Source organism: Neobacillus cucumis (assembly GCF_023715505.1).
Genome location: NZ_JAMBOH010000008.1, coordinates 123,273 through 148,092, shown reverse-complemented (window position 1 = coordinate 148,092; position 24,820 = coordinate 123,273). Strand labels below are relative to the sequence as shown.

Annotated in this window: 21 protein-coding genes; 15 read left to right on the top strand and 6 right to left on the bottom strand. The window is 40.6% G+C overall.

Annotated features, from left to right (window positions below; genetic code table 11):
* Window positions 1–70 precede the first annotated feature (70 nt).
* Window positions 71–1,414, bottom strand: a complete 1,344-nt coding sequence (locus M3226_RS13975; RefSeq protein WP_251566341.1) for an amino acid permease — start codon at window positions 1,412–1,414, stop codon at window positions 71–73.
* A gap of 524 nt (window positions 1,415–1,938) precedes the next feature.
* Here M3226_RS13975 and M3226_RS13970 point away from each other — a divergent pair.
* Window positions 1,939–2,496, top strand: a complete 558-nt coding sequence (locus M3226_RS13970) for a hypothetical protein (RefSeq protein ID WP_251566340.1) — start codon at window positions 1,939–1,941, stop codon at window positions 2,494–2,496.
* Between the two features lie 47 nt (window positions 2,497–2,543).
* Here the strand turns inward: M3226_RS13970 and rluF are convergent, their stop codons facing one another.
* Window positions 2,544–3,251 carry a 23S rRNA pseudouridine(2604) synthase RluF gene (rluF, locus tag M3226_RS13965; RefSeq protein ID WP_251566339.1) on the bottom strand — a complete coding sequence of 236 codons (708 nt, stop codon included), beginning with the start codon at window positions 3,249–3,251 and terminating at the stop codon, window positions 2,544–2,546.
* A 1,021-nt stretch (window positions 3,252–4,272) separates the two neighbouring features.
* Here rluF and M3226_RS32240 point away from each other — a divergent pair.
* The 3 genes from M3226_RS32240 (at window position 4,273) to M3226_RS13955 (ending at window position 6,867) form a co-directional block, all read left to right on the top strand.
* Window positions 4,273–4,407 (top strand): hypothetical protein, encoded by a 135-nt coding sequence (locus M3226_RS32240; RefSeq protein WP_285857848.1) that lies wholly within the window; start codon window positions 4,273–4,275, stop codon window positions 4,405–4,407.
* Window positions 4,408–5,089: 682 nt separating this feature from the next.
* Window positions 5,090–6,247: a ParM/StbA family protein gene (locus M3226_RS13960; RefSeq protein ID WP_251566338.1), complete on the top strand. Its 1,158-nt coding sequence runs from the start codon at window positions 5,090–5,092 to the stop codon at window positions 6,245–6,247.
* A gap of 11 nt (window positions 6,248–6,258) precedes the next feature.
* Window positions 6,259–6,867 carry a hypothetical protein gene (locus M3226_RS13955; protein WP_251566337.1) on the top strand — a complete coding sequence of 203 codons (609 nt, stop codon included), beginning with the start codon at window positions 6,259–6,261 and terminating at the stop codon, window positions 6,865–6,867.
* Between the two features lie 48 nt (window positions 6,868–6,915).
* On the opposite strand, the gene M3226_RS13950 is transcribed toward M3226_RS13955, so the two are convergent.
* A complete protein-coding gene (locus tag M3226_RS13950) occupies window positions 6,916–7,041 on the bottom strand; it encodes a DUF4023 domain-containing protein (protein ID WP_251566336.1) in 126 nt (41 codons plus the stop codon).
* Between the two features lie 170 nt (window positions 7,042–7,211).
* Here M3226_RS13950 and M3226_RS13945 point away from each other — a divergent pair, with 170 nt between their 5' ends.
* Window positions 7,212–8,162, top strand: a complete 951-nt coding sequence (locus M3226_RS13945) for an aminoglycoside phosphotransferase family protein (protein ID WP_251566335.1) — start codon at window positions 7,212–7,214, stop codon at window positions 8,160–8,162.
* 29 nt (window positions 8,163–8,191) lie between these two features.
* Here M3226_RS13945 and pepT read toward each other — a convergent pair whose 3' ends face one another.
* Entirely contained in the window at window positions 8,192–9,424 is a 1,233-nt protein-coding gene (gene pepT / locus M3226_RS13940; RefSeq protein ID WP_251566334.1) for a peptidase T, read from the bottom strand.
* Window positions 9,425–9,765: 341 nt separating this feature from the next.
* The gene (locus M3226_RS13935; RefSeq protein ID WP_251566333.1) at window positions 9,766–10,767 is read right to left on the bottom strand and encodes a nuclease-related domain-containing protein; all 1,002 of its coding nucleotides are present in this window, start codon (window positions 10,765–10,767) and stop codon (window positions 9,766–9,768) included.
* 157 nt (window positions 10,768–10,924) lie between these two features.
* On the opposite strand from M3226_RS13935, the gene M3226_RS13930 reads away from it, so the two are divergent.
* Entirely contained in the window at window positions 10,925–11,563 is a 639-nt protein-coding gene (locus tag M3226_RS13930) for a TetR/AcrR family transcriptional regulator (RefSeq protein ID WP_251566332.1), read from the top strand.
* On the top strand, window positions 11,560–12,357 hold the full coding sequence (locus M3226_RS13925; protein WP_251566331.1) for an ABC transporter permease subunit: 798 nt from the start codon (window positions 11,560–11,562) through the stop codon (window positions 12,355–12,357). The genes M3226_RS13930 and M3226_RS13925 overlap by 4 nt, the downstream gene beginning before the upstream one ends.
* A 28-nt stretch (window positions 12,358–12,385) precedes the next feature.
* On the opposite strand, the gene M3226_RS13920 is transcribed toward M3226_RS13925, so the two are convergent.
* Complete coding sequence (locus tag M3226_RS13920) at window positions 12,386–13,081, bottom strand: hypothetical protein (RefSeq protein WP_251566329.1); 696 nt, start codon at window positions 13,079–13,081, stop codon at window positions 12,386–12,388.
* Window positions 13,082–13,358: 277 nt separating this feature from the next.
* Between M3226_RS13920 and M3226_RS13915 the strand changes: the two genes are divergently transcribed.
* From M3226_RS13915 to M3226_RS13880, 8 genes are all read left to right on the top strand, one after another.
* Window positions 13,359–14,105 carry a gluconate 2-dehydrogenase subunit 3 family protein gene (locus M3226_RS13915; RefSeq protein WP_251566327.1) on the top strand — a complete coding sequence of 249 codons (747 nt, stop codon included), beginning with the start codon at window positions 13,359–13,361 and terminating at the stop codon, window positions 14,103–14,105.
* Window positions 14,106–14,189: 84 nt separating this feature from the next.
* Window positions 14,190–15,905 carry a GMC family oxidoreductase gene (locus M3226_RS13910; RefSeq protein ID WP_251566325.1) on the top strand — a complete coding sequence of 572 codons (1,716 nt, stop codon included), beginning with the start codon at window positions 14,190–14,192 and terminating at the stop codon, window positions 15,903–15,905.
* Between the two features lie 72 nt (window positions 15,906–15,977).
* Window positions 15,978–16,328 (top strand): ASCH domain-containing protein, encoded by a 351-nt coding sequence (locus M3226_RS13905; protein ID WP_251566323.1) that lies wholly within the window; start codon window positions 15,978–15,980, stop codon window positions 16,326–16,328.
* A gap of 291 nt (window positions 16,329–16,619) precedes the next feature.
* Window positions 16,620–18,353 (top strand): ABC transporter ATP-binding protein, encoded by a 1,734-nt coding sequence (locus M3226_RS13900; RefSeq protein WP_251566322.1) that lies wholly within the window; start codon window positions 16,620–16,622, stop codon window positions 18,351–18,353.
* Window positions 18,353–20,200, top strand: coding sequence for an ABC transporter ATP-binding protein (locus M3226_RS13895; protein WP_251566320.1), 1,848 nt, complete (start codon window positions 18,353–18,355; stop codon window positions 20,198–20,200). The genes M3226_RS13900 and M3226_RS13895 overlap by 1 nt, the downstream gene beginning before the upstream one ends.
* A gap of 681 nt (window positions 20,201–20,881) precedes the next feature.
* Window positions 20,882–22,087, top strand: a complete 1,206-nt coding sequence (locus M3226_RS13890; RefSeq protein WP_251566318.1) for an MFS transporter — start codon at window positions 20,882–20,884, stop codon at window positions 22,085–22,087.
* 309 nt (window positions 22,088–22,396) lie between these two features.
* Window positions 22,397–23,569 (top strand): ABC transporter substrate-binding protein, encoded by a 1,173-nt coding sequence (locus M3226_RS13885; protein WP_251566316.1) that lies wholly within the window; start codon window positions 22,397–22,399, stop codon window positions 23,567–23,569.
* Window positions 23,570–23,937: 368 nt separating this feature from the next.
* Window positions 23,938–24,816, top strand: a complete 879-nt coding sequence (locus M3226_RS13880) for a branched-chain amino acid ABC transporter permease (protein ID WP_251566314.1) — start codon at window positions 23,938–23,940, stop codon at window positions 24,814–24,816.
* Window positions 24,817–24,820 lie beyond the last annotated feature (4 nt).

The window sequence follows — 24,820 nt, the reverse complement described above, 5'->3', positions numbered from 1 at the left end:
ACAAATAATGCAATGTGTATTTAAAAAAATAGGAAGTTAGTATAGTGGATTTAACTTCCTATTAATCAAGTCATGCCACTACATCATTGCCCTCTCTACTTGCGGACCCATACCTTTTATTCCAGTAAAAGTAAACAGGAAGTCCGGTTGAAATAACAATAAATGCTGCAATCATACCTTGCCAAGGGGCCCAAGTGAAGGTTCCCCAAGCAAGCCATGAGGCACCAAGGATGGCTAAAATAGTTGTTAATTTCCACATTGGCATCCGATAGATTGGGTTATAATCATCCCGTTTACGGCATTTGTAAACCGCTGCAAAGTCCAGAATATTAATGACAAGCTGAATGAGCGTGAAGTACCCAAGTAAGGCTGTTAAATTACTCATAAATACGAGAATACAAGCATATGTGACCTGAATAATAATAGAAAAACTAGGAGTTTCATATTTAGGATGAACCTGAGCGAAACGTTGGAAAAATAGACCATCTTTCGCCATCGCATATTCCAAACGAGGCTGAAACATAATACAAGAGCTTAATGATCCGAGAATAACAATAATGGCAGTAATTGCGACAAAGGAAGAAGCCATATGAGAAAGACCTGGAATATAGCTCACTGCCTCTGAAACAGCAGCATTTGAATGGATTAATTTATCAAACGGCATTAAGCCGATGACACAAATGGCAAGCAATGTGTACAAAGCTAGTACAATGAATACCGAGCTAATGAGTGCACGCGGGAGAATTTTACCGGGATTTTTAAATTCGCCAGCCATAAAACAAATCGCCGCCATACCTGTGTAAGCCCAAGTAGTTGCGGATACGCCTCCGATTAAACTTGTTTTTATAGCTCCATGCGCAGGCACATATGAAAAATGACCAGCTTTCATATACATCAAACCTAAAACAATTACAATAATAAAAGGAATGATCTTAACAGCAGTGATAATAACTTGGAATAGTCCACCCTCTTTTACACTTCGATAATGGATGGAGGTAATGACTAAGATGATCGCAACCCCTAACAACTTACCAGCTATACCAGAAAAGAAAGGAAAAAAGGTAGCAAGGTAAGAGACAATTGCTAAAGCCATAATAGAAATAGAAGGGGGGTCTAACGCCCAGAACGTCGCCCATCCATATAGAAAGGCAAGAGGTCGCCAACCGGCTTTATTTAGATATACGTAACCGCTTCCATTTTCAGGATAAGCAGTTGATAATTCTGCTAATACCATTACCTGCGGGATTGCGATAAGGCCGCCGATAATCCAGGCTAAAATTGAAATAGAAGGAGTTCCTGCTGCTTTCACAACATCACCGGATGAGACAAAGATACCGGATCCAACAGTAGTTCCAACTGCAATCGCTAGAGCAGACCAAAAACCTAGTTTTCGTGTAAGAGTGCCATTACTCATAAAGAGTTCCTCCAAATCCAAATTATAAGAATCCTAATTCCTTAATTTTTTCAAATGATTTAATGAATGCATCTTGTGGATTTTGATAATATCGTTTCTATAATCTCTAGGGTGCAAACTCCTTGGTAATCATATTTTTGAAGACTTGCCAGATAATCTCTCCATTCTAATACACCATTTTTCTCGTGATCGACATATATGCAAGGGCTCACCAGCCCATAATTCCATATTGTTAATCCTAATCTGCTCGATGGTATTCGAAAATAATTAAATGGGAAATGTCTAAAAGTGATGTTATCCCCGCAAATCTCATTTTATCACCGCCTTTTTATTTGAAAACGTTTTAATTGTAATGTCTTGTATTATAATTAAACAATACATAATTTACAATAGTATATTTAGATATTTTTAAATTAATAGATGAACAGATTTAGTATTTTTTCTACATTAAACAACATGCTTGGAGACAACGGGTAAGTGTGCTTTAATTTTAGATAATCTGAACGAAAAGGGTGTAAGATCGGATGGAGATTAAATTAGAGTTTTTTGAAAATTTGAGAGAGCCAGATCACCTGGAGGCTGTGTGGGAAATTCTGTGTGAGAGTGATAATGAATTTTTCCCTCCGCTATCAGCAAGGGGAAGCACCTTTCAAAGTGTTCTTCAACACGAGGTGAATCATGAGGATTTGCCACATTCTTACTACGAGGAAATCATTAACCAGCCGCTCATCTTAGCTTTAAGTAAAGAGAGTGGCAAGACTGTAGGCTTTATGACCTTTAAACATAATTATAGCTGCTCAGAATTAAAGGGATTTTCTCCAAGCAATTATATTACAACGATTTGTGTAACAAAGAGTGCTAGAAACCAAAGAATTACGCGGCAATTTTATAAGATGATTCAATCAGAACAGATTCCATCCCAATTTAGAATGCCTTTTCTTTCAACGAGAACATGGTCCACAAACAGTTCGCATCTGCATATTTTGGAGACACTAGGTTTTGAAGTAAGTACGAGACTAATTGATCATCGAGGCCAAGGTATTGATACGATTTACTTTGCCAAGAAAGTCCATTACACATAAAAAGGGAGGCACTAAAACTCTAGTCTCAGTTCCTCCCTTTTGTTTATTTACCATTCTCTAGGCTGATATTGAAGATCATGGAACAATTGCTCTTTTTCCTTTTTGGTTAAATCCCGCCACTGACCAATCGGCAGGTTTCCTAAATGGATATTCATAATTCTAGTGCGCTGCAGTCTGGCGACCTCATAGCCTAAGGCAGCACACATCCTGCGGATTTGGCGGTTGAGTCCCTGGGTTAGGATAATTTGAAAGACATACTTCGAAAGCTGTGTTACTTTGCAAGGAAGTGTCTTCGTATTTAATATCTCCACTCCAGCAGCCATTTTCTTTACAAATTCAGCTGTAATGGGCTTATTCACAGTAACAATATATTCTTTTTCATGCTTATTTTCTGCTCGGAGAATCTCATTTACAATGTCCCCGTCATTTGTCAACAGTATTAGTCCTTCTGAGTCCTTATCCAAGCGGCCTATATGGAAAATCCGCATAGGGTGATTCACAAAATCAACTATATTTCCCTTGATATGCCTCTCGGTTGTACTCGTAATCCCAACAGGCTTATTTAAGGCAAGATAAACGTATTCCTTCTTTACCTTAACCGGGTTTCCATCTATTCGAACCTGGTCTCCAGGCTCAACCTGGCTGCCCATTTGAGCCACCTTGCCATTAATCGTGACCCTGCCTTCGCTAATTAACTTATCAGCCCCACGCCTAGAGCTCTTACCCGACTCACTAATAAACTTATTAATCCTCATACTAACCACAACCTTCAGTGGAATTGTCTGATTAAGAATAACCCAATTCACTTCCTCATTTCAAGCTGTTGTGGTGCCTGACACAATTACTCTTAATTCGACAGTTTATACCTGTGAAATGGAGGCATAACTTATTACACCAATTCAATCGGTATCATGGATACTGACTTGGCTATTGCTGTTGACAATCAGGACGATTCTACCGATTCAAGCGAGTTGAATATTATCATAAACAGGTATCTACCTTTCCATCTCTTAGAAAAGATACGAGGACAATTGGTATTATCTTTTTGTAAGTAAAGAAATGGCCGAAAATTCTATTCTGGATAAACACACTGGTGCATCTTACTTCCTATATCGATTTTCAGCCTGCACAAATGCCAGGGAACTAAGGAATTATGTCGAGCGCCTCGTAGGGACTGAGCAGCAAAATTTCAAGCAGGGCGATGAAGCAGGCTTTTTTTTTAAAAAAATATCTTGTTTACAATGTGGTTCACAAGTACACGTTTTGTTTACAGTGAGTCTACAAAATCGTTTACGTGTATACAAAGTTGTTTACATGTTGATTTAAAGAGATGTAAACAAGATTTGTAATTATGTTTACATAATTGTGTACATTGTTGATAAAGTTTACAAATTGTTTACTATTATAAAAAATTAAATCTATTTAAAAATTACTTATGAAGAATGTAACAATCTCATACACTTACTTTCAATCAGGTGGATGTTAGCAAAACTGTCATTATTTAAGATAAGGAAGCAGCATTGATGCGTTTGCAAAGGCCAATGGTAATCAAGTCAGTGTATGTGTGAACGAGAGTGTTAGTAATGTGAGAAAACGGATATACAAAATGGCGGGCAAGTTCTAGCAGGCAAAATATTTCTTTGATAACTCTGGTGTTATGATAACAATCTAGCTGTCTAGAGATGGGAAAAAGTACTTTTTGATTCCAATTTTGTAATGAAAACAAGGTGAGTAACTGTTAACGGTAATCGAAATTATTTTAATCCAGCAGGCGTGATGAAAATAGGATGGTGGGATTTTGGCGGAAGTAAGTATTTTTTAATTAAGGACGAAGTCATGCAATCAGGCTATTCAGAAGAAAATGGAAGAAGATGTTGTTTTGATCAGACTGGAGTAATGAAAAAGACTTGATTGAGGATAATAGTAATGGGTATTCTCTAGATCAAACAGTATCATGAATACTGACTTGGCTATTCACTAGATAATCGGGACGAATCTGCCAATTCGAGTATGTTAAATACTAACATAAATAGGTTTCTACCCTTCTATACACTAGAAAGAATAACTAGCTAGATAATAAACGACGACAATTGGTATTATCTTTTTGATAGTTAAGAAATGGCCGGAAATTCAATTCCGGATAATCACAGTGGCGCATCTTACCTTTTCCTATATACTATCGATTATAGCCTGCATGATCAAAGGATAAAGCAGGCTTTTTTGGGCTAAAAAATATTTTGTTTACAAAACTGTTTGCATGTATATGAATAAGTTTACAAATTCGCAAACTTGTAAACAAATAAGTATACAAAGAAGTTTACAAGTTTACTTTTCGTTTACATCATGTGCACAAAGTGGTTTACATGTATACAAAGTGGTTTGCATGTTGATTTGAAGCGATGTAGACGACAATTGTAAATTTGTTTACATTATTGTGTACATAGTTGGTAAAGTTTACAAATTGTTTACTTTTTTACACTTTTATTTCTTTTTAAAAATTTGCATTGAAGAATCTATCAATCTCATATAGCCTTAGTAAGTAGAGATACTTATTACATAAACTACTTGAAAAATGAAAGGAAATGATATATTTATGACAAAGTCCAGAGTTGCAGCAATTGATGTAGGAAATGACTCAATTAAGGCCATTTTCGGGGAACTAGAGTATGAATTAAATATTCCTAACATTGTTGCCCGAGATACAGAGGATCGCCCTGTAATCGGTATAGAAGAACTTGATAATAAAAATCCTTTAGATGGGATTCATGTCAAGGTCCACTCCCCTGCCCTAAAAGATAACAATGTGATATATCGTGTCGGCAATTTAGCGACTAAAACAAATAATGCCACTGAATTAGATCCAGGCAGCAGCAAATCAGAAGAAGACCAAACATTGATCATGCTTTTTACCACATTGGCCTTGGATGCAGTAAAACAAGACGCTTTTCCACGTACTAAGAATGTAATTGATGCTTCTTATACATTAGGAACAGGTCTTCCCCTTCGTGAAGTAAAAGAAGGTAAGGATGCCGGATATCGCTCAAGATTGGTTGGAAATGTTCACCAAGTTGAATTTTTGGTGACACCGAAATACCAAGGATTGAAGGTTAATATTAAATTTAACGAAGTAAAGGTTTATCCGGAAGGGTTTGCCGCTTATATTAATCTAGTAATGGACAACAATTTAAAAATTATTAACAAGGATTTAATTGATAAACGCATTTTAATTCAAGATATTGGCGGGTTATCAACTGATATTGCTGTCATTAAAAATCGAAATGTAGATGATGATAAAGCGCAGGGCTTTAACCTTGGGGTTTCGGAATCATTAGAATCCATTCGCGAGGAAATTCGAATCAAGCACGGTGTTGAGCTCGATAGCCGCCGTGACGTAGTTGAAATCATTACAAGGAAAAATGACCGCAATCATATTATGGTTAAAGGAAGCCGGACAAGTGTTCACGATATTACCGACCGTATTTTGCTTGATTTAGCCAAGAAACAATACCGTTTATTACGAAATGTTTGGCAGAAAAACTCGCAGACAGAAATCTGCTATTTTGTCGGCGGCGGATCCCATGTCTTAAAAGATTATATAAAAACTTTAAATAATAATTTAGACGGTTATAATATTGAATTCTTTGAAGATGATAAGGAAAGCATTTGGATGATGGCTAATGCTTACTATAAGCTTATCATGGATTTTGTTAGAAAAACGGAGAAGCCTAAAGAACCAGTCAAAGCTAACTAGGTGAGAAAAGTATGCAGAAAACTTCTGAAATTAAGCGAGGCCAGGCGATTTCTTTTCGTATCCCATCTGATACGCCTGACCATATCGTTAAGCATTTACAAAGGTTAAAGGAGACAGAACGAAGGAATTTCTCCAGCACCATTGCCGAGTTTGTCATACAAGGGGTAAGTCATTCTTTTTCACGTGAGAAAGAAACAGTTACCATTCCCCTTCCTAAGAAGTTAACAAAGGTTCAGCGCGATTGGTTAAAACATGAGCATTCTGAAGCAATGCTTGGCAGTATTCTCTATCAATTGATTTCTGACCCGATCCGGGCAACTTCTTTACTAGCATCATTAAATAGTAATTCCATAGATATTGACGAAGCCTTATACCTTCAGGAGGAATTACAGTCTGTTCCCTTTCCGGCTCCAGCTAGTAAGGTGGATATTCCTATTGAGGAGGAGTCTTTTGAAGAGCTCGCGGCTGGATTAGAGGACCTTGATATGGAAGATGATTTAAGTGAGTTTGACTGGGATAGTGCTAAGAAGCCCGAAATGCAGCCTGAGAAGGACAATAAGGAAGAAGAACTTGATCCTGATGACCTGCTTGGTGGTTTTTTGGCTAATATGAATAAATAATTCTTCAAGAAGAAGCCCCGGCTTATGGTAGAGACGGGGCTTTTTCGTTTAATGCTGTTTATTAGGTAATTTTTGGCTTTGGGTTCCATTGCTTTGACGTTCTTTATTGTCCTTATCTTTTTCCTGTTTTTCATGCAGTTTTTCTACAAATTCATGTGTTGAATTGTCTTCCATCTGAGCATACCTCCTTTTAAAAATGAACCATAGTTATTCTGTCCTACTCGAAGAGAAATATGTAATTAGGATAAAAGGATATAAACCCACGCACCAGTCATACATATTAGATAGGGTCTTTTTAAAAAGAGGATTGAAAAGCAGTTAATATATGAATAGGTGGTGGGCCGATGGAGCTGCCTAGTAATATTGTCCTTGATAGCGGTTCTCTTAATGATGCAGTAATTTTAAAAAGGGAAATTCTTTACAAAGGGATGAATGGACGATTTGTCGAAAGGTTTTTTCTTTCTTCCTCTAAAAGCTTTATTTTTAAACCATTAACCAACAATGATCAGTTAGGGAAAGAAGTATGGATACATCAGCATATTCTCCCGCATTTTCCTGAAATATACCCCAAGATTATTTCCTATAAAATAAGTGAACAGCCAGAACTGAATTGGATGATTGTAGAGGACCTTGGGCCACTGACCCACGATTTTAACGTTACGAGTGTTTTAGAAGTGATTAAATGGGTTGCCTGGTGGCATTCATTACCTATTGAATCTATAGGTCCTGTACCGGCCTCGGGATTGAAGCCGCAAATCGGTGAGATTATAGCGGATATTGTCAACCGCAAGGAAGAATTCTTACTTGAGTTACCCGTTTTGAAGTTGGAAAGAGAGGCAATTGAACATATCTACTCACTGCTTGAAGGGAGTAATTTTTCCCATCGACTCGTTGTGTCCCACGGAGATTTACATTTAGGCAATTTCTCGATGGTTGATGGTCAGTTGAAGATCCTGGACTGGGAGCACACCCATTTAAGTTCCCCTTATTGGGATTTGTACCATTTAATTGATATGTCACACCCGCTTTTTCCTAAACAGGTAACATCTAAGCTCCGAAAGCAATTTCTGGAGGAGTACCTGGCTCAGTTGCATTTAGAATTAGATAGTGGGTCCTTTATATGGGAGTATTATTTGTTTTCAGCTGTTTTCTCGATTTGGATGATTAGTCTGATAAAGAAAGACATTGAAGCAAAAGAGCAGAGATGGCCTGAAGAACAATTGCACAGGCAGTTGAAGGAAACCGTATTAAGCCTGCAGCAATGTTTAGTGGTGCTTAGTGGGATAAAAAGCTAACCTTTTTGGGAGGTTAGCTTTTTACTGTTTTAAGCCTTTTGTTCAGTTAATTTAATGATTTCAACAATGGTTTGGGTGGCTTTAACCATATTTTCAACGGAGATAAATTCAAATTTCCCGTGGAAGTTTTCCCCTCCAGTGAAAATATTCGGTGTCGGCAAACCCATATAGGAAAGCTGTGAGCCGTCTGTACCGCCGCGGATTGGTTTGGTGATTGGCTTAATGCCTAAGTTGACCATCGCTTCATGGGCAATGTCGACGATCTCCTTGACCGGTTCAATTTTCTCTTTCATGTTGTAGTATTGGTCATTTAATTCTAACAGGATACGGTCGGTGCCGTATTTGGCTTGCAGCTCGCCGATGATTGCCTGTACGGTCGCCTTGCGGTCATTGAATTTTTCCCGGTCATGGTCACGGATAATATAGTGAAGGTTCGTTTGCTCGACATCCCCGTTGAAGGCTAGCAAGTGGTAGAATCCTTCATATCCCTCGGTGTGCTCAGGTGCTTCTTGTGCTGGTAGTTTGCTATGTAATTCCATGCCGATTTTGATCGAGTTAATCATTTTGTCTTTTGCTGAACCCGGATGAATATTGCTCCCTTTGATCGTAATTTTTGCTGCGGCAGCGTTAAAGCTTTCGAATTCTAGCTCACCAAGCGGACCGCCATCCACGGTGTAGGCATATTTCGCATTGAAGGCCGCAACGTCGAACTTATGTGGACCTCTGCCGATTTCTTCATCCGGTGTGAACGCAACGCGGACCTTACCGTGTTTGATTTCTGGGTGCTTGATAAGGTATGCCATTGCGGTCATGATTTCAGTGACGCCCGCTTTGTTGTCCGCACCAAGCAGTGTGGTGCCGTCTGTTGTGATTAAGGTGTGCCCTCTGTATTCTGGCAGGCTTGGGAAATCTTTTGGTGACATGATGACGTTAAGGGCTTTGTTTAGGATGAGCTCGCCGCCATCATAGTTTTCGACGATTTGCGGGTTGACGTTTTTACCAGTGAAGTCGGTGGCAGTGTCCACGTGAGCTAGGAAGCCGATGGTTGGGACGTCTTTGTCGGTGTTGGCTGTCAAGGTTGCCATCACGTAGCCATTTTCATCGATGGTTACTTCTTGCATGCCGATTTGTTTTAGTTCTTCGACCAACATACGGAGCAATGTCCATTGTCCTTCTGTTGATGGGCATGTTTCGCTGTTTTCATTGGATTGTGTGTCAACTTTTACATAGGAAGTAAATCTTTCAATTAGTTCGTTTTTCAACTTTGGCTGCACTCCCTTTTTTTGAGTATGTAATCATGAATATCATATCACTTTGGGGGTGGGGTTACACATACTTTGAAGTAAGTGTGCATGTCTTTGAAAAAGTTTACTGGCGGATGGCCATAAATAAGTGGCGGAAGAATCTAAGTTAATGGCGGATAAGACAAAATAACTGGCGCCGGCTAAATTTAGTGGCGGATGAAAGCAAGTAACTGGCGGATAGCGATAAATAAGTGGCGCAAGAAGGTAAGTTAGTGGCGAATAAGAGAAAATAACTGGCGTGCAGCTAAATTTAGTGGCGGTTAACACCGAGTTACTGGAGCCACTAACCGCTCTTCAAGTCAAATCCCACTTAAAATTTTTTTATTAAGATCCATGATATAAGATCGATTTCTAAATGTCCCTTCGTACTCCCATTTCATACTTTTTAAAATGCGTTTAGCAGTATGAATATCCTCAACCCCCAAAAACTCCCTACCCTCCCTATTCGTAATATTCCTCTTATAAATCAAAAACCACTCCCGTAATGCCCGCTCATGTGCTAGATTATCCATAGCCTTACAGAAAGGACAAACCCATGTGCGTGGCAATTTAACCATTCCTAACCGGCCGCACACAACGCACCTCACCCCACTTTGAAAATCACTAAAAGGAAGTTTATAAGACTCACAAATTGGTTTGGGAATAAAAGGCTGGTGACTCTTCAACAATTCATCGGATAGCCATTGAAATGCAGGAGCATCCAACTTCCTTTCTTGCCGTGGGATACTATTAATAAACGAGGAAATCATGTTGGGGAACAATAGTTTTGTGTTAGCAGGGGGAACAGCGACAATTTGCTTTGGATAAGCCAAAACAATGGCGCCATAAATGGGCAGCTTAAGGCCATGATAATTTAGCCAATCAACAATTAAATTACAATTACGTTTTAGTTGAACGACCGGACTCTCAAACCCGTCCTTATGCCCATCCTCACGGGTCCTAATTAACTGTGGAGGATTATCTTTAAACTCCAGACACCCGCCAATATTTTTAACCTCCAACACTACCCCAAACCAAGGGTTCAACGTAAACGTATCCATTTGAAAGCTTTCATAAGAAGAAGGGGACAAATCGTGGAAAATATGATGGTCAAATGAAAAGGAGACTTTACGGAGAACATCAGCAACCCGGTCTTCCCCGCCAATTCCTGCTTCAACCGAAGCCTGTTTACCTGCCAAAACAGGCAGAATGGAATGGCCTGCAGGAAGCCGGCCTTGAGCGGATACCAACCCTTCTAACTTCAATGACGGATCACGACTTTTAATACAAATAACAAACACCTCCCTAAAATCTACCTGCATCGTAACACATCCTAAAAACCTAAACTATATCCCACGACATTAATTTCATATTTTTGTAAAAAATATAGGTTGTCACCCCATAGACCAGAGTAGTCAACTTGATTATAATGACTCCATTGACTGATGTGGTCAACAAACTAAAAGGAGGGCTGCACCAGTGTTCGCAAAATTTCTCAACTTAGATACGGACAAACAAGATCGAATCATAAATGCTGCCATAAAGGAATTCGCCCAGAAAGGATATGATAAGGCCTCGACCAATGAAATCGTAAAAGAAGCCGAGATCTCAAAGGGAAAACTTTTCCATTATTTTAAAAACAAAAGGCAAATGTTCTTATTCTTATTTGACCATTGCATCCAAATCATTACCGCTGACTTCTACAAAAAGGTCGACCTTACCGAGACTGATTTTTTCAAACGAATACGAAAGGCAGTCTTAATTAAAATGGATCTCCTTGCGAAATACCCCGACATCTTTAAATTCATTGAGGAAGCCTATATGGATGATGCCGTGGAAATCAAAGCGGAAATAGAGAAAAAGGTGAAAGAACTAAATGAAATTAACATCGGGAGGATATACGAGGGTATCGATTTAAGCAAATTCAGAGACGATATCGATATTCAAAAAATCTTAAAAATTATCACCTGGACATTTGAAAAATTAAGTGAAGAACAGCTTAACAAAGCTAAGCTAACGCCGAATCACGAAATCGACTATCCAGCCATCCAGCTTGAAGCGGAAAAATATTTTGAGACGTTAACAGAGGTTTTTTATAAAGGGGGGATTGGATTATGAATATATTTTTAAAAGAATTAAAGTCTCATCGTAAATCGCTCATCTTTTGGAGCATTGGTGTGTTCCTGATGGTGTTATCGGGGATGAATAAATATGCAAATTTATATTCATCTGAACAATCAATGAATGATGTAATGAAAGATATGCCCAAATCGCTGCAGGTGATTATGGGGGTCGGAAGTTTGGACTTGTCAAAGGCAAGCGGTTATTATGGCATGCTGTTTGTCTACTTGCTGTTGATGGCGACGATTCACGCGGCGATGCTTGGGGCCGGAATTATTGCGAAGGAGGAGCGCGACAAAACATCAGAGTTTTTATTTGTTAAGCCCGTTTCGAGAACAGCAGTGATTACGGCCAAATTAGGGGCTTCTTTGTTTAACATTGTAGTGTTCAATTTAGTCACACTCCTTTCGTCGTTGGCTCTAGTGGCAAAATACAGCAAGGGTGAAGACGTTAATTGGGATATAACTATTTTGATGGCGGGAATGTTGATCTTGCAGGTGCTATTTATGGTGATGGGCAGTGCGATTTCGGCTTTAAAAAGGAAATCGAAGAAGGCTGCTTCCTTGTCAGCTGGCGTGATGCTATTGACTTTTATCTTGTCAGTTGCGATTGATTTGAATGAGGGTATTAAAAACTTGAAGTATTTGAGCCCGTTTAAATATTTTGAAGCAAAAAATGTGATGTATGGCGGCGGGGTTGAGCCAGTTCTTGTAGTTCTTTCCTTCTTCTTAATTGTCACGTTTACAAGTGTAACCTATATTTTTTATAAAATAAGAGATTTAAATATATAAAGACCGGGGATATCCTCCGGTCTTTTGCTTATTTCTCGCGGGCCATTTTAATCAGTGTATTTATATCGCCTGCAAGCTTTGTATAGTTGGTCTGACCAGCTTTAATATTAGCTTTTATTCCATCAATTAACGGCATGGCTTTTGCATCGGTAATCGTTAAGATTTGAACCTGGCCGTCAAAGGCCTTTGTCATTAGTTCTTTGGCTTTATCTAAGTTATCATCGGTATTCAGTTTTGACATGTCTATCCCATCGAGATTCCCTTTTCCAGAGGAACCTGAAGTGTTGGTTAACACTTTTTGCTGCATTTCATCGTACTTTGTTGAAGTGGTTTCAGCCTGGGCTCTTGCTAGGATAACAGTGTCGTCAAGGACAAATACTTTAATCCCCGGAATCCCTGCCCCGGAGAGTCTTGATTCTAGATGGGAAGAAATTCCCCCATCATGCAGGCTTGAGCTGCCAATTAAGCTGTAAACATTAGTTCCTAATCCGTTTGAGGTTTGCCTGTTGACATTGGTGGTTCTTTTTTTATCCCGATCCACACTTGGAATGACATTGGGATTATCGGTTGACCTATGGACATGCCCATTTCCTTTCGTATTAAGTGAATTGTCATGCCGGTTTGCGGCATCTACCTGATGTTCCCCTTGTTGCGCGGAGCATCCAGTTAGTACGAGAAACGCAATAATAATAGGTCCACAACAAATATTCCAGATTCTTTTCATTTTTGTGCCCTCCTTTTTAAAGGTAACTATTGTATAAATAGTCTTTGACAATTGTCTAGCTGCAGCGCCTAGGGGCTCGAAGGTCTACAGACAATCCGTCAAAAAGGCTCGTCTTATGCCTGTCACCCCTGACCAAGCCGCTTGTCGCTTTTCTTATCATTTTCTCCTTTCCTTTTATAAGTATGAATGGTTTATTTTGGAACATAATAATGGCAAAGCAAGGATATTCCTGTAATTTATGGTTGGCTGTCAAAACAAAAATCTGGAGGTGTACACCATGGTTGAAGAAAATAAAGAAAATCCAGAATCAGTCTCTAGAAGGAATTTTATTCGAAATGCAGGTTTTACAGTTGGTGGATTAGCTGTTGGTGGAATCATCGGCAGTCTTATTCCTCGAAAACAAAAGGAAACGACGGATACGAAAAATACTCAGACAAAAACAGAAGACTTTAATCAAGCGCTCATGTATTTTACACCTGAACAATTCAAAGTAATTGAGGCAGCAACAGAACGGATTTTTCCGGAGGATGATAATGGTCCAGGTGCGAAGGCACTAGGTGTTGCCTATTTTATTGACCATCAATTGGCAGGATATTGGGGCTTTAATGGCCGGGAATATATGCAGGCACCATTTTATCCAGGTGAGAAAGTGCAGGGGTATCAAGGCCGGCTAAAGCGCAGGGAAATTTTTGATATTGCGATCCGGGAAATGCAAAACCACAGTATGGCCGTCTATAAAAAGGATTTCACTGAACTAAATGGTGATGAACAAGATGCGATCCTCAAAGACTTTGAGGAGGATAAAGTGAATGTGACAACGATATCACCAAGCGGTTTCTTCCAAATGCTGCGAAGTGTCACATTAGAGGGTGCTTATAGCGATCCATTATATGGAGGAAATTTAAATATGGATGGCTGGAAGATGAAGAATTACCCAGGCAGCCAGATGGCTTATTCAGATATTATCGATAAGGATTTTAAGAAGATAGCACCGCAAAGTCTGAAGAGCCATATGAATCACTAAAAAGCTAAAATTGCCTAGGGGCTGCAGCTAGCCACTTGAACTGCTAAGAATTGATAATATTTTTATAAAAAAGAAGGTGGAAGTATGGCGAGAAAGCTGCCAAAAGTCGATGTTGTAATTGTAGGTGTTGGTTGGGCAGGAGGAATTATTGCCAAAGAACTGACCAAAAAAGGATTAAAGGTTGTAGGATTGGAAAGAGGTAAAGAGCGAAAAACGGAAGATTACTTTATGGTCCATGATGAATTGCGCTATGCCCTCCGCTATGAGCTCATGCAGGACCTATCAAGAGAAACAATAACGTTCAGAGGCAATGAAAAAATTCGCGCCCTGCCGATGCGGCAATATGGTTCGTTTTTACTTGGTGACGGATTGGGCGGATCCGGAGTCCACTGGAATGGGCAAACGTTTCGCTTTTTGCCTTATGACTTTGAAATCTATAGTAAAACGGTTGAACGGTATGGGAAAAAGAAAATACCCGCCGACATGAATCTTCAAGATTGGGGGATTACATACGATCAATTGGAGCCTTATTACGACCGATTTGAAAAAACTGCAGGCATTTCGGGAGAAGAAAATCCACTCGCAGGAAAACGATCGGATAAATATCCGACCCCGCCAATGAAAAAGACACCTGCCATTCAGTTGTTTGAAAAGGCAGCGAAAAATATGAAGCTCCATCCATATATGATGCCATCTGCGAACCTATCAGAGTCCTATAAAAATCCGGACGGGATCCAAAGAGCGGCTTGTCAATATTGCGGTTTTTGTGAGCGATTTGGATGTGAATATGGTGCAAAGGCAGATCCAGTTGTGACGGTCATCCCAGTTGCCAACAAGACAGGGAACTTTGAAATAAGAACTCATTCCAATGTGAGACGGATCTTAAAAACAGGTGACAAAGTAACCGGTGTTTTATACACAGATGTGACGACTGGTGAAGAAATTGAGCAGCCAGCTGATATTGTGGTGATGACTAGCTATGTATTTAATAACATTCGCCTCCTATTAATGTCTGGAATCGGGAAACCATATGACCCGAATACAGGAACGGGTGTGATTGGAAAAAATTATGCCTACCAAGTTATTAAAGGGAATGCCATAGGCTTTTTTGATAATAAAGAATTTAGTACCTTTGCAGGTGCAGGGTCACTAGGAATGGTTTGTGACGATTACAATGGTGACAATTTTGACCATAGTAATGTGAATTTCATCCATGGGGGGATGATTTCATTAGCTCAAACCGGTTTAAGACCGATTCAAAACAATCCTGTTCCAGGAGGAAAGCCAACCTGGGGTAAGGAATTCAAGGCCAATTCCGTTAAGTATGCCAACCGCTTTTTATCGGTTACTTCTCAAGGTTCTTCTATGCCATTTAAGCGTCACTTTCTCGACCTTGATCCAACTTATAAAGATGCCTTTGGCGATCCGCTTATTCGGATTACTTTTGACTTTGAGGAGCAGGACCGGCAAATGGCTAAATTCCTTGCCGATAAATGTACCGGTATCTTAAAGGAAATGGGTGCAGATCATATTGATTCAATGAAGGATTTAGGTCCATATGATATTACCACCTATCAATCCACGCACAATACTGGCGGAGTCATCATGGGGGCAGATCCGGCGACTTCAGCAGTAAATAATTACTTACAAATGTGGGATGTTGATAACCTATTTGTCATTGGTGCCTCTGCCTTCCCGCATAATTCCGGCTATAATCCAACAGATACTGTCGGGGCCTTAGCCTACCGTGCGGCAGAAGGAATCTTGAAATACCGTGATAAAGGCGGACAGGTAGTTTAACAGTGCTCTCAGTGGATTAAACTATAAAGAAAGTGTTAATATGGTAAATAAAACAAAGGGAGAGATTCTCAAATGACAAACCAAAATGAAAACGCTGCATTACCGCCAAAAACTTGTTCGGTTGACCGCTTAGTAACAATGGAAGCTGATGTAAAAAAGGTATTGGCTGGAGAAAAAACAGCAACACGCCGGAATGGCCGCTATGCCGACCCAGGCGAAATCATGACGCTGGAAGGCCGTCAGTTCGTAGTAGAAAAGGTATATTCACAGAGCCTTGGCGAATTGACTGATGATGATGCCCGCCGCGAGGGCTTCAACAATGTGGAAGAATATAAACAATCTATTCTTTCCTACCATCCAGGAATGCCATGGCTGCCGCAAATGCGCGTATGGGTACACGAATTCAGCCCTGTACAAGATTAATAAGAAAAACGCAAGCGTCTTGGTCAGCCCCGGCAAGCACAAGACAGCCGGCCGAAACGTTGCCTTTTAACCTTTTGGACCGATTGACTTGTGACCTCGAGGGGCGAGGCGCTGGAGCTAGACAATTCTCAAAGTCAAAAACTTTTATACTCTCTTATCTAATAAGAAAAACTAAAATGGTCCATTTTCTATAAATGGGCCATTTTAGTTTTTCTATGCTTAAAAATTGTTTTATTCCGGTAATCGAAATTATAATAGCCTTATTAATGTTGCTAAGGGTTAGGTGAGGGCATGAAGTTTTTATCTAAATATGTTCAGAAATATTGGAAGTCTTTTAGTATCGCAGTACTGTTTCTCACCTTTGAGGCAATTAGTGATTTGATGCAGCCAACCATTATGGCAAAAATCATCGATGAAGGCGTTGTAAACAGGGATATTCATTATGTCCTAAAAATGGGCGGTGTCATGCTCTTAATTACGGCCGTCGGTGCTATCAGTGCCTCTTCACGCAGCATAATCGCCAGCATTGTATCACAAAACTTTGGGACAGAGCTTCGCTCCGATTTATTTAAAAAAATTCAAACACTTTCGTTTAAAAATCTCGATAAGTTTAACCGCGCTTCCTTGATTACTCGTTTAACGAACGATGTGACACAAGTACAGGTATTTGTGAATGGTCTGATGCGGGTCTTTGTTAAGTCGCCTTTGCTTGCCATAGGCGGCCTGGTGATGGCGACTAGGCTTAACTTGCACTTATCTGTTGTTCTGGCAGTCGTCGTTCCTATTGTGGCCTTATTAATTGTCCTTAATCTGCGCCTTGGATTTCCTCTTTTTTCTAAGGTCCAACAGGCCCTAGACCGAGTGAACTCAGTAATGAGGGAATACCTATCAGGGGTCCGTGTTGTCAAGGCGTTTAACCGATTTGACGTGGAGATGGGCAAGTTTTCCAATGCAAATGAACATTTTAAGGATCAGTCCGTCGCCGCAGGGCGTCTAATGGCCACCTTCAGTCCTTTGATTATGCTGACCGTGAATCTTGGCATTGTCGTTGTTCTATGGATGGGCGGCCTAGGGGTAGAATCAGGTGACATTCGGGTGGGCCATATCATTGCCTTCACCAACTACATGACGCAAATTCTATTCTCACTCATGATCATTTCGATGGTCTTTAATATGTTTGTCAGGGCCAAAGCATCTGCCGGCAGGATTAATGAAGTTTTTTTACAAGAGGATGGTTTTATAAAAGAAACAAAGCCCGTACTGCCGCCGCACGTTCAAGAAACCGGAAGAATTGATTTTGAAGATGTCACTTTTTCCTATGAAGGAACAAGTGGCGAGTCCATCTTAAAACATATTGATTTAACCATCCTTCCGGGAGAAACGGTGGGCATTATCGGCTCAACCGGTTCTGGGAAAAGTACCCTCGTCGGGTTAATCCCCCGATTTTATGATGTGACAAGCGGAACGATTAAGGTAGATGGTCAAGATATCTCCAGTATGGATCCCAAAATGCTTAGGGATAAAATTGCGATTGTCCCGCAAAAGAATATTTTATTTACAGGCACAGTGGCGGGGAATATCCGTTGGGGAAAAGAAGATGCCACGGATGAGGAGGTAAAGACCGCTGCGATGATAGCTGGTGCAGATGACTTTATTGCCGCCTCACCGGAGGGGTATGAAACGACAATTGGCCAAGGCGGTGTTAATTTTTCCGGCGGGCAGAAACAGCGGATTTCGATTGCAAGAGCACTCGTCAAGAAACCAAGTATTTTAATTCTAGATGATAGCACCAGTGCAGTAGACGTTGCCACTGAAGCGAAAATTAAGGCGGCCTTGAAAAAATACGCCAAGGGCCTAACCTGTCTGCTAATTGCCCAGCGGATTACCTCAATTATTGATGCGGATAAAATTGTCGTTTTGGATCATGGGAAACTGGTTGGGGTTGGTACCCACCGTGAACTACTAGTGGATTGTCAGGTCTATCAAGAAATCTATCAATCACAGATGGGCAAGGAGGTTTTGTAATGTCAAAAGGAAATGAACAAACTCAAGCTGCCCCTCCTCCCCTAAGACCGGGCGGCGCCCAGCGTCTCCGCGGCCCTGTGGTCAAACCGAAAAATTTTAAGGGAACATTAAAACGCTTATGGCAATATTTCGGCAATGAGCGAAAAATGCTGAGCATAATCTTTTTCTTTATTATCGTGGATGCCGTTTTGATGCTCCTTGCACCGTATTTAATTGGAAAAGCTGTCGATGCGATGAGCCTAAGATCTGGTAAGGTCGATTTCAGTTTACTAGAGATTATGATTATTGTATTGACCTGTGCATACGTCGCTGATGCGGCTCTCACCTTTTTACAGGGCTGGCTGATGGCGGGTGTGGCGCAACGGGTAGTCAAGCGTCTTCGCGAGGCGATCTTTCGGAAGCTGCAAAAGCTGCCTGTCTCGTTTTTTGATGCAAGGACCCATGGTGAACTGATGAGCCGCCTCTCCAACGATGTGGATAATATCAGTAATACCATCTCGCAGTCGACTACGCAATTAATGTCCGGCCTGATTGTCATTGCTGGTTCGTTAATTATGATGATTATTCTTAGCCCGATCTTAACGATAGCAAGTTTGATTACCGTGCCGCTTGTTTTTTTGTTAACTAAGACGATTGCTAAACGGACAAGTGTTTTATTTAAGAATCAACAGGTACAGCTGGGGAAACTAAATGGTCATATTGAGGAAACCATTTCTGGCATCGAAGTCGTAAAGGCGTTTAATCATGAAGACCAGGTGATAGAAGAGTTTGAAACGGTGAATACCAAGCTTCGTGATGTCGGCCTTAAGGCGCAAGTCTGGTCGGGTTTTTTAATGCCGATTATGAATGTCATTAATAATCTTGGTTTTGCAATTGTCGCTGTTATTGGTGGAATTTTGGCAGTGAAAAGCCTTGTGACAGTTGGTGCGATTGCGAGTTTTATCACCTATTCACGGCAATTTGTCAGACCGCTGAACGACCTTGCTAACATTTTTAATATCCTTCAGTCAGGTGTAGCGGGGGCTGAACGGGTTTTTGAGGTTATTGATGAACCAGAAGAAGTAGTCGATTGCCCTCAAGCGGTTGAATTGAAAAATCCAAGAGGGCATGTGGTCTTTGAAAATGTCAGCTTCGGCTACCGTCCGGATGTCCCAATTATAAAGAACATCAGTTTTGAAGCTCAAATTGGCAGCAGTACGGCCCTAGTAGGTCCCACAGGTGCTGGGAAAACAACCGTCGTCAATTTGCTGACGAGATTTTATGATGTCACGGAAGGCAGAATTCTCTTAGATGGGCGTGATATTCGCGATTATACTAGGGATAGTCTGCGAAGATGCTTTGGGTTTGTCCTACAGGATACGTATTTATTTTCCGGAACGATTAAGGAAAATATAAAATATGGCAAGCCTGATGCCACGGATGAAGAAGTAGAGCAGGCAGCAAAAATGGCCAATGCTGACGTATTTATTAAACGCTTGCCAAACCAATATGAAACGGTTCTGTCGGAAAATGGCGGCAATCTTAGCCAGGGCCAGCGGCAGCTGTTGGCAATTGCCCGGGTGATATTAGCAAGACCGTCACTGCTTATTTTAGATGAGGCAACCAGCAGCATTGATACTAGAACAGAGCTTCATATCCAGGAGGCCTTGCTTAAATTAATGGAGGAGCGAACTAGCTTTATCATTGCCCACCGTCTAAATACGATTCGTGATGCCGATATGATTATGGTGATCGACAATGGACAAATTATCGAAAAGGGAAGTCATGTGGAGTTAATGGATGCCAAAGGCCGGTACTATCAGATGTTTTTTAATCAATTTAAAAATGTTGATGAGGCAATTGGTTAGGGTAAAGGTTTATATTCTTCTGCAAAATGAGGGACATCGTCCGCGATATATTAGTGTCATCATATTTTAGCGAAAGTCGTCAATAAGGTCTCTTGATGACTGAGGGGCATCATATTTTAGACGGAGGGTCGTTAATAAGGTCTCTTGATGACCGAGAGGCTCCATATTTTAGACGGAGGGTCGTTAATAAGGTCTCTTGACGACTGAGAGGCTCCATATTTTAGACGGAGAGTCGTCAATAAGGTCTCTTGACGACCGAAAGGCTCCATATTTTAGACGGAGGGTCGTTAATAAGGTCTCTTGACGACTGAGAGGCTCCATATTTTAGACGGAGGGTCGTTAATAAGGTCTCTTGACGACTGAGAGGCTCCATATTTTAGACGGAGGGTCGTTAATAAGGTCTCTTGACGACCGAAAGGCTCCATATTTTAGACGGAAAGTCATCAATAAGGTCTCTTGACGACCGAGAGGCAAGATATCTTAGGTTGAAGTATCGTCAATAAGCTTGCCACATGATAACGTGAGAATGGGCTGGAGTGCATTCTCTTTTTTTATGATTATTTAATGACAGATGTCAAGACAACTGATAAAATACCTTATGTTTAATAGTATTAAGATCCATACCTAAAAAAAGGGCTTTGGGGAATAATGTAAATACATGTTGTACATAGGGGGATCATCATGAAAAATAAGAAGGAAATATCCACCCGAAGACTGCTCGGAATTGCTGGAATGGGCTGGATGTTTGACGCCATGGATGTCGGGATGCTCAGCTTTATTATTGCAGCCCTGAAGGTAGAATGGGATTTAACACCAGGTCAGATGGGCTGGATAGGAAGTGTCAATTCCATCGGGATGGCTGTTGGGGCACTTATCTTTGGATTAATGGCTGATCGAATTGGCCGGAAAAATGTTTTTATCATTACGTTACTACTATTTTCAGTAGGGAGCGGCGCATCTGCACTTACTACATCATTAGCAGCGTTTTTAGTGTTTAGGTTCTTTATTGGAGCAGGCTTGGGCGGTGAGCTTCCGGTTGCCTCTACCCTTGTTTCGGAGAGTGTTTCTGCCGAAAGCCGAGGCAGGATTGTCGTCTTGCTCGAAAGTTTTTGGGCTGGCGGCTGGTTAGTAGCAGCGGTTATATCTTACTTTATTATCCCAAGATTTGGCTGGCAGATTGCCCTGATTATTAGTGCGATTCCTGCCCTGTATGCGTTATACCTAAGAATGGGGCTTCCCGACTCACCTCGTTTTATGGCAGTAAAAGAAAAGCAGAAGACCTCTTTGCTTGAAAATTTGAAGAAATTATTCTCAAAGGAATACGGACGTCAAACGGCCATGCTTTGGATTGTTTGGTTTTGTGTCGTCTTTTCCTACTATGGAATGTTTTTATGGCTCCCAAGTGTCATGGTCATGAAAGGATTTAGCCTAATCAAGAGCTTCCAATATGTACTTATTATGACAATCGCCCAGCTGCCAGGTTATTTTACAGCGGCGTGGTTTATTGAAAAATTGGGCCGGAAATTTGTCTTAGTTGTTTATCTCATTGGGACTGCGGTAAGTGCTTATTTATTTGGGACAGCGGACACTACGGCCATGTTAATGACCGCTGGAATTCTGTTATCATTCTTTAACCTCGGTGCCTGGGGAGGATTATATGCTTACTCACCGGAACAGTATCCAACCATTATACGCGGGACCGGCACAGGCTTTGCGGCCGCAGTAGGGCGTATTGGCGGTGTCCTGGGGCCATTGTTAGTTGGGAACCTGGTTGCCCAGAAGGTTTCAATCTCAACCATCTTTATGATTTTCTGTATCTCAATTTTAATTGGGGCATTTGCTGTCTTTATTTTAGGTAAAGAAACGAAAAATAAAGAATTAGTATAATAATTACTTCTTAAGGATTCTAAAAAAGGAATCCTTTTTTTCGTTGTACCGAACATTGGAATATATTTAGAAAAAATAATAAAAATAGATTGCTTTTGTGAGGAAAAAATATTTCATAGTTACTTTATTACAATAAAGCGTTTTATAAATGAAAACGTTCTAATTTTCTTATTCTTTAAATTATTTTAAAATAACTGTATAATAGGACTAGACGAACCCCTAAATATTATGTACAATGTTTTCAGAATATTATAAAAGTGTTTGGTGAAGGCTTTGGGTCATTTTTTTGAAAAAATAGGGGGTAGTTGGATGAGGAAGAGGAAATTGGCTGGAATCTTTATGTCTTTTATGGTGGCAGCAGGTGTGATGGCAGGATGTAATTCAAGTGCAAGCAGTGATGGGGAAAAAGGCGGTACTATCAAGATTGGTGCCAACTTGGAACTATCAGGCGGAGTAGCCTCGTATGGTCAATCAGCCAAGGAAGGTATTGAATTAGCGATTGAGGAAATTAACAAAAAAGGTATTGACGGCAAAAAACTAGAATTAGTAACGGTCGACAATAAATCAGATGCAGCAGAAGCTACCAGTGGTGCGCTAAAACTGGCTACCCAAGATAAAGTTGTAGCCATGATTGGTGCAGCAACAAGTACAAACACCCTTGCCCAAGTACAGATTGCCCAAGATAATAAAATTCCACTAATTACACCAACTGCAACCAACGCTACGATTACGTTTAAAGATGGAAAATTGAATGACTTTGTTTTCCGCACCTGTTTCATTGACCCATTCCAGGGCACAGTTGCAGCCAATTTTGCAACCAATGATTTAAAGGCTAAAAGTGCAGCTGTTTTAATTGACAGTTCAAGCGATTACTCAAAAGGTCTTGCAGCTTCCTTTAAAAAAGCATTTAAAGCCAATGGCGGTAAAATTGTAGCCGAAGAGGCATATGTGGCAAAAGATACAGATTTCCATTCTACCCTGACACGGATCAAAGCCGCAAATCCAGATTACGTCTTCCTGCCTGGTTTCTATGAAGAAGTGGGTCTCATTGTCAAACAGGCCCGCGAGATTGGTCTAACTGTACCATTTATGGGCGGCGATGGCTGGGATTCTCCTAAACTAGTAGATATAGCTGGTGCTGCGTCATTAGAGAACACATATATTACTAATCACTATTCCTCAGGTGATAGTGACAAAAAGGTTCAAGACTTTGTTTCAGCATTTAAAGCAAAGTATGATGGTAAATCACCGGATGCCTTCGGTGCATTAGGGTATGATACGGTATACTTCCTTGCAGATGCGATTAAGCGCGCAGGAAGCAGCGATCCTAAGAAAATCCAAAAGGCACTTGCAGAAACAGATGGTCTTGAACTTGTATCAGGTAAGGTGAAGCTAGATAAGAATCATGACCCAATTAAAGCCGCCGTTATTCTGGAATACGTAAACGGCCAACAACAGTATAAGACAAAAGTAAACCCGTAAATTAGAAAAGCGGAAGCGCCTTGACCAGGGGCGCAAGGCTACAGACGAGCCGGCGAGAAGGTTGTTCTTTAACCTTCTTGACGGATTGGCTTAGACCGTAGAGCCCCTAGGCGCTGGAGCTAGACAATTAGAAAAGCGGAAGCGCCTTGACCAGGGCTTCGAACCTGGACAATTAGACAACTAGAAAAAACAAAAGCACCTTGAACATGTGATTATTTGACAAATTTTATAGTTTGCCAAAGGGATAGGGAGCGTTGACGTTCCCTATTCCAATTTGTATGAGATTTATAAGTTAACTAACGAACAAAACTTGTAAACTGCAATTTAGAAAAAGAAAAACAGGAGTTCATCAGAAGGAGTGTAAACAGATGGAGTTAATACAGCAGCTTGTGAATGGGATATCCTTAGGCAGTATTTATGCTTTGATTGCTTTAGGATACACTATGGTCTACGGTATTGTTAAATTAATTAATTTTGCCCATGGAGATGTCTTCATGGTAGGTGCATTTATTGGTTTTTATTGTATTACCATTCTTCATTTAGGATTTTTTCCGTCATTACTTATATCAATGGCAGTATGTGCCCTCTTTGGTGTCATCATTGAGCGGATTGCCTATAAGCCATTACGGAATGCCACTAGAATTGCGGCGCTAATTACAGCCATTGGCGTATCGCTGTTTATTGAATATGGGACGATTTACCTTCGCGGTGCACAGCCGGAAGCTTATCCAAGCAATTTAGTACCATTAAAGGACCTTGATGTTTTAGGCGTAAAAATCAGCGGTCAGTCGATCTTGATTTTAGGGACTTCCATTGTCTTAATGATTCTCTTACAATTTATTGTTCACAAAACAAAAATCGGGAAAGCGATGCGTGCCGTATCACATGATATGGATGCTGCTAGATTAATGGGAATTAACGTTAATAACACCATCTCTGCTACCTTTGCGATTGGTTCTGCCTTGGCAGGTGCAGCTGGGGTAATTTTTGGAATGTACTATACAAAAATTGAACCGTTAATGGGAATTATTCCAGGCTTAAAAGCCTTCGTTGCAGCCGTTTTAGGCGGAATCGGAATTATCCCGGGGGCAATGACCGGCGGATTATTATTAGGTGTGATTGAAGCACTCGTCAGCGCCGCAGGTTACTCATTATGGCGGGATGGCGTTGCATTTGTTGTTCTTATTTTAATTTTAATTTTCCGCCCAGCAGGATTATTTGGTAAAAATATCAGGGAAAAGGTTTAAGGGG

Bases quoted from the DNA above. Each gene is read 5' to 3' on its own strand.
- M3226_RS13955 (WP_251566337.1), top strand. From the start codon at position 6,259: ATGCAGAAAACTTCTGAAATTAAGCGAGGCCAGGCGATTTCTTTTCGT.
- M3226_RS13970 (WP_251566340.1), top strand. From the start codon at position 1,939: ATGGAGATTAAATTAGAGTTTTTTGAAAATTTGAGAGAGCCAGATCAC.
- M3226_RS32240 (WP_285857848.1), top strand. From the start codon at position 4,273: ATGAAAATAGGATGGTGGGATTTTGGCGGAAGTAAGTATTTTTTAATT.
- M3226_RS13950 (WP_251566336.1), bottom strand. From the start codon at position 7,041: ATGGAAGACAATTCAACACATGAATTTGTAGAAAAACTGCATGAAAAA.
- M3226_RS13885 (WP_251566316.1), top strand. From the start codon at position 22,397: ATGAGGAAGAGGAAATTGGCTGGAATCTTTATGTCTTTTATGGTGGCA.
- rluF (WP_251566339.1), bottom strand. From the start codon at position 3,251: ATGAGGATTAATAAGTTTATTAGTGAGTCGGGTAAGAGCTCTAGGCGT.
- M3226_RS13880 (WP_251566314.1), top strand. From the start codon at position 23,938: ATGGAGTTAATACAGCAGCTTGTGAATGGGATATCCTTAGGCAGTATT.
- M3226_RS13935 (WP_251566333.1), bottom strand. From the start codon at position 10,767: ATGCAGGTAGATTTTAGGGAGGTGTTTGTTATTTGTATTAAAAGTCGT.
- M3226_RS13945 (WP_251566335.1), top strand. From the start codon at position 7,212: ATGGAGCTGCCTAGTAATATTGTCCTTGATAGCGGTTCTCTTAATGAT.
- M3226_RS13905 (WP_251566323.1), top strand. From the start codon at position 15,978: ATGACAAACCAAAATGAAAACGCTGCATTACCGCCAAAAACTTGTTCG.
- M3226_RS13895 (WP_251566320.1), top strand. From the start codon at position 18,353: ATGTCAAAAGGAAATGAACAAACTCAAGCTGCCCCTCCTCCCCTAAGA.
- M3226_RS13890 (WP_251566318.1), top strand. From the start codon at position 20,882: ATGAAAAATAAGAAGGAAATATCCACCCGAAGACTGCTCGGAATTGCT.
- M3226_RS13975 (WP_251566341.1), bottom strand. From the start codon at position 1,414: ATGAGTAATGGCACTCTTACACGAAAACTAGGTTTTTGGTCTGCTCTA.
- M3226_RS13900 (WP_251566322.1), top strand. From the start codon at position 16,620: ATGAAGTTTTTATCTAAATATGTTCAGAAATATTGGAAGTCTTTTAGT.
- M3226_RS13910 (WP_251566325.1), top strand. From the start codon at position 14,190: ATGGCGAGAAAGCTGCCAAAAGTCGATGTTGTAATTGTAGGTGTTGGT.
- M3226_RS13915 (WP_251566327.1), top strand. From the start codon at position 13,359: ATGGTTGAAGAAAATAAAGAAAATCCAGAATCAGTCTCTAGAAGGAAT.
- M3226_RS13960 (WP_251566338.1), top strand. From the start codon at position 5,090: ATGACAAAGTCCAGAGTTGCAGCAATTGATGTAGGAAATGACTCAATT.
- M3226_RS13925 (WP_251566331.1), top strand. From the start codon at position 11,560: ATGAATATATTTTTAAAAGAATTAAAGTCTCATCGTAAATCGCTCATC.
- M3226_RS13920 (WP_251566329.1), bottom strand. From the start codon at position 13,081: ATGAAAAGAATCTGGAATATTTGTTGTGGACCTATTATTATTGCGTTT.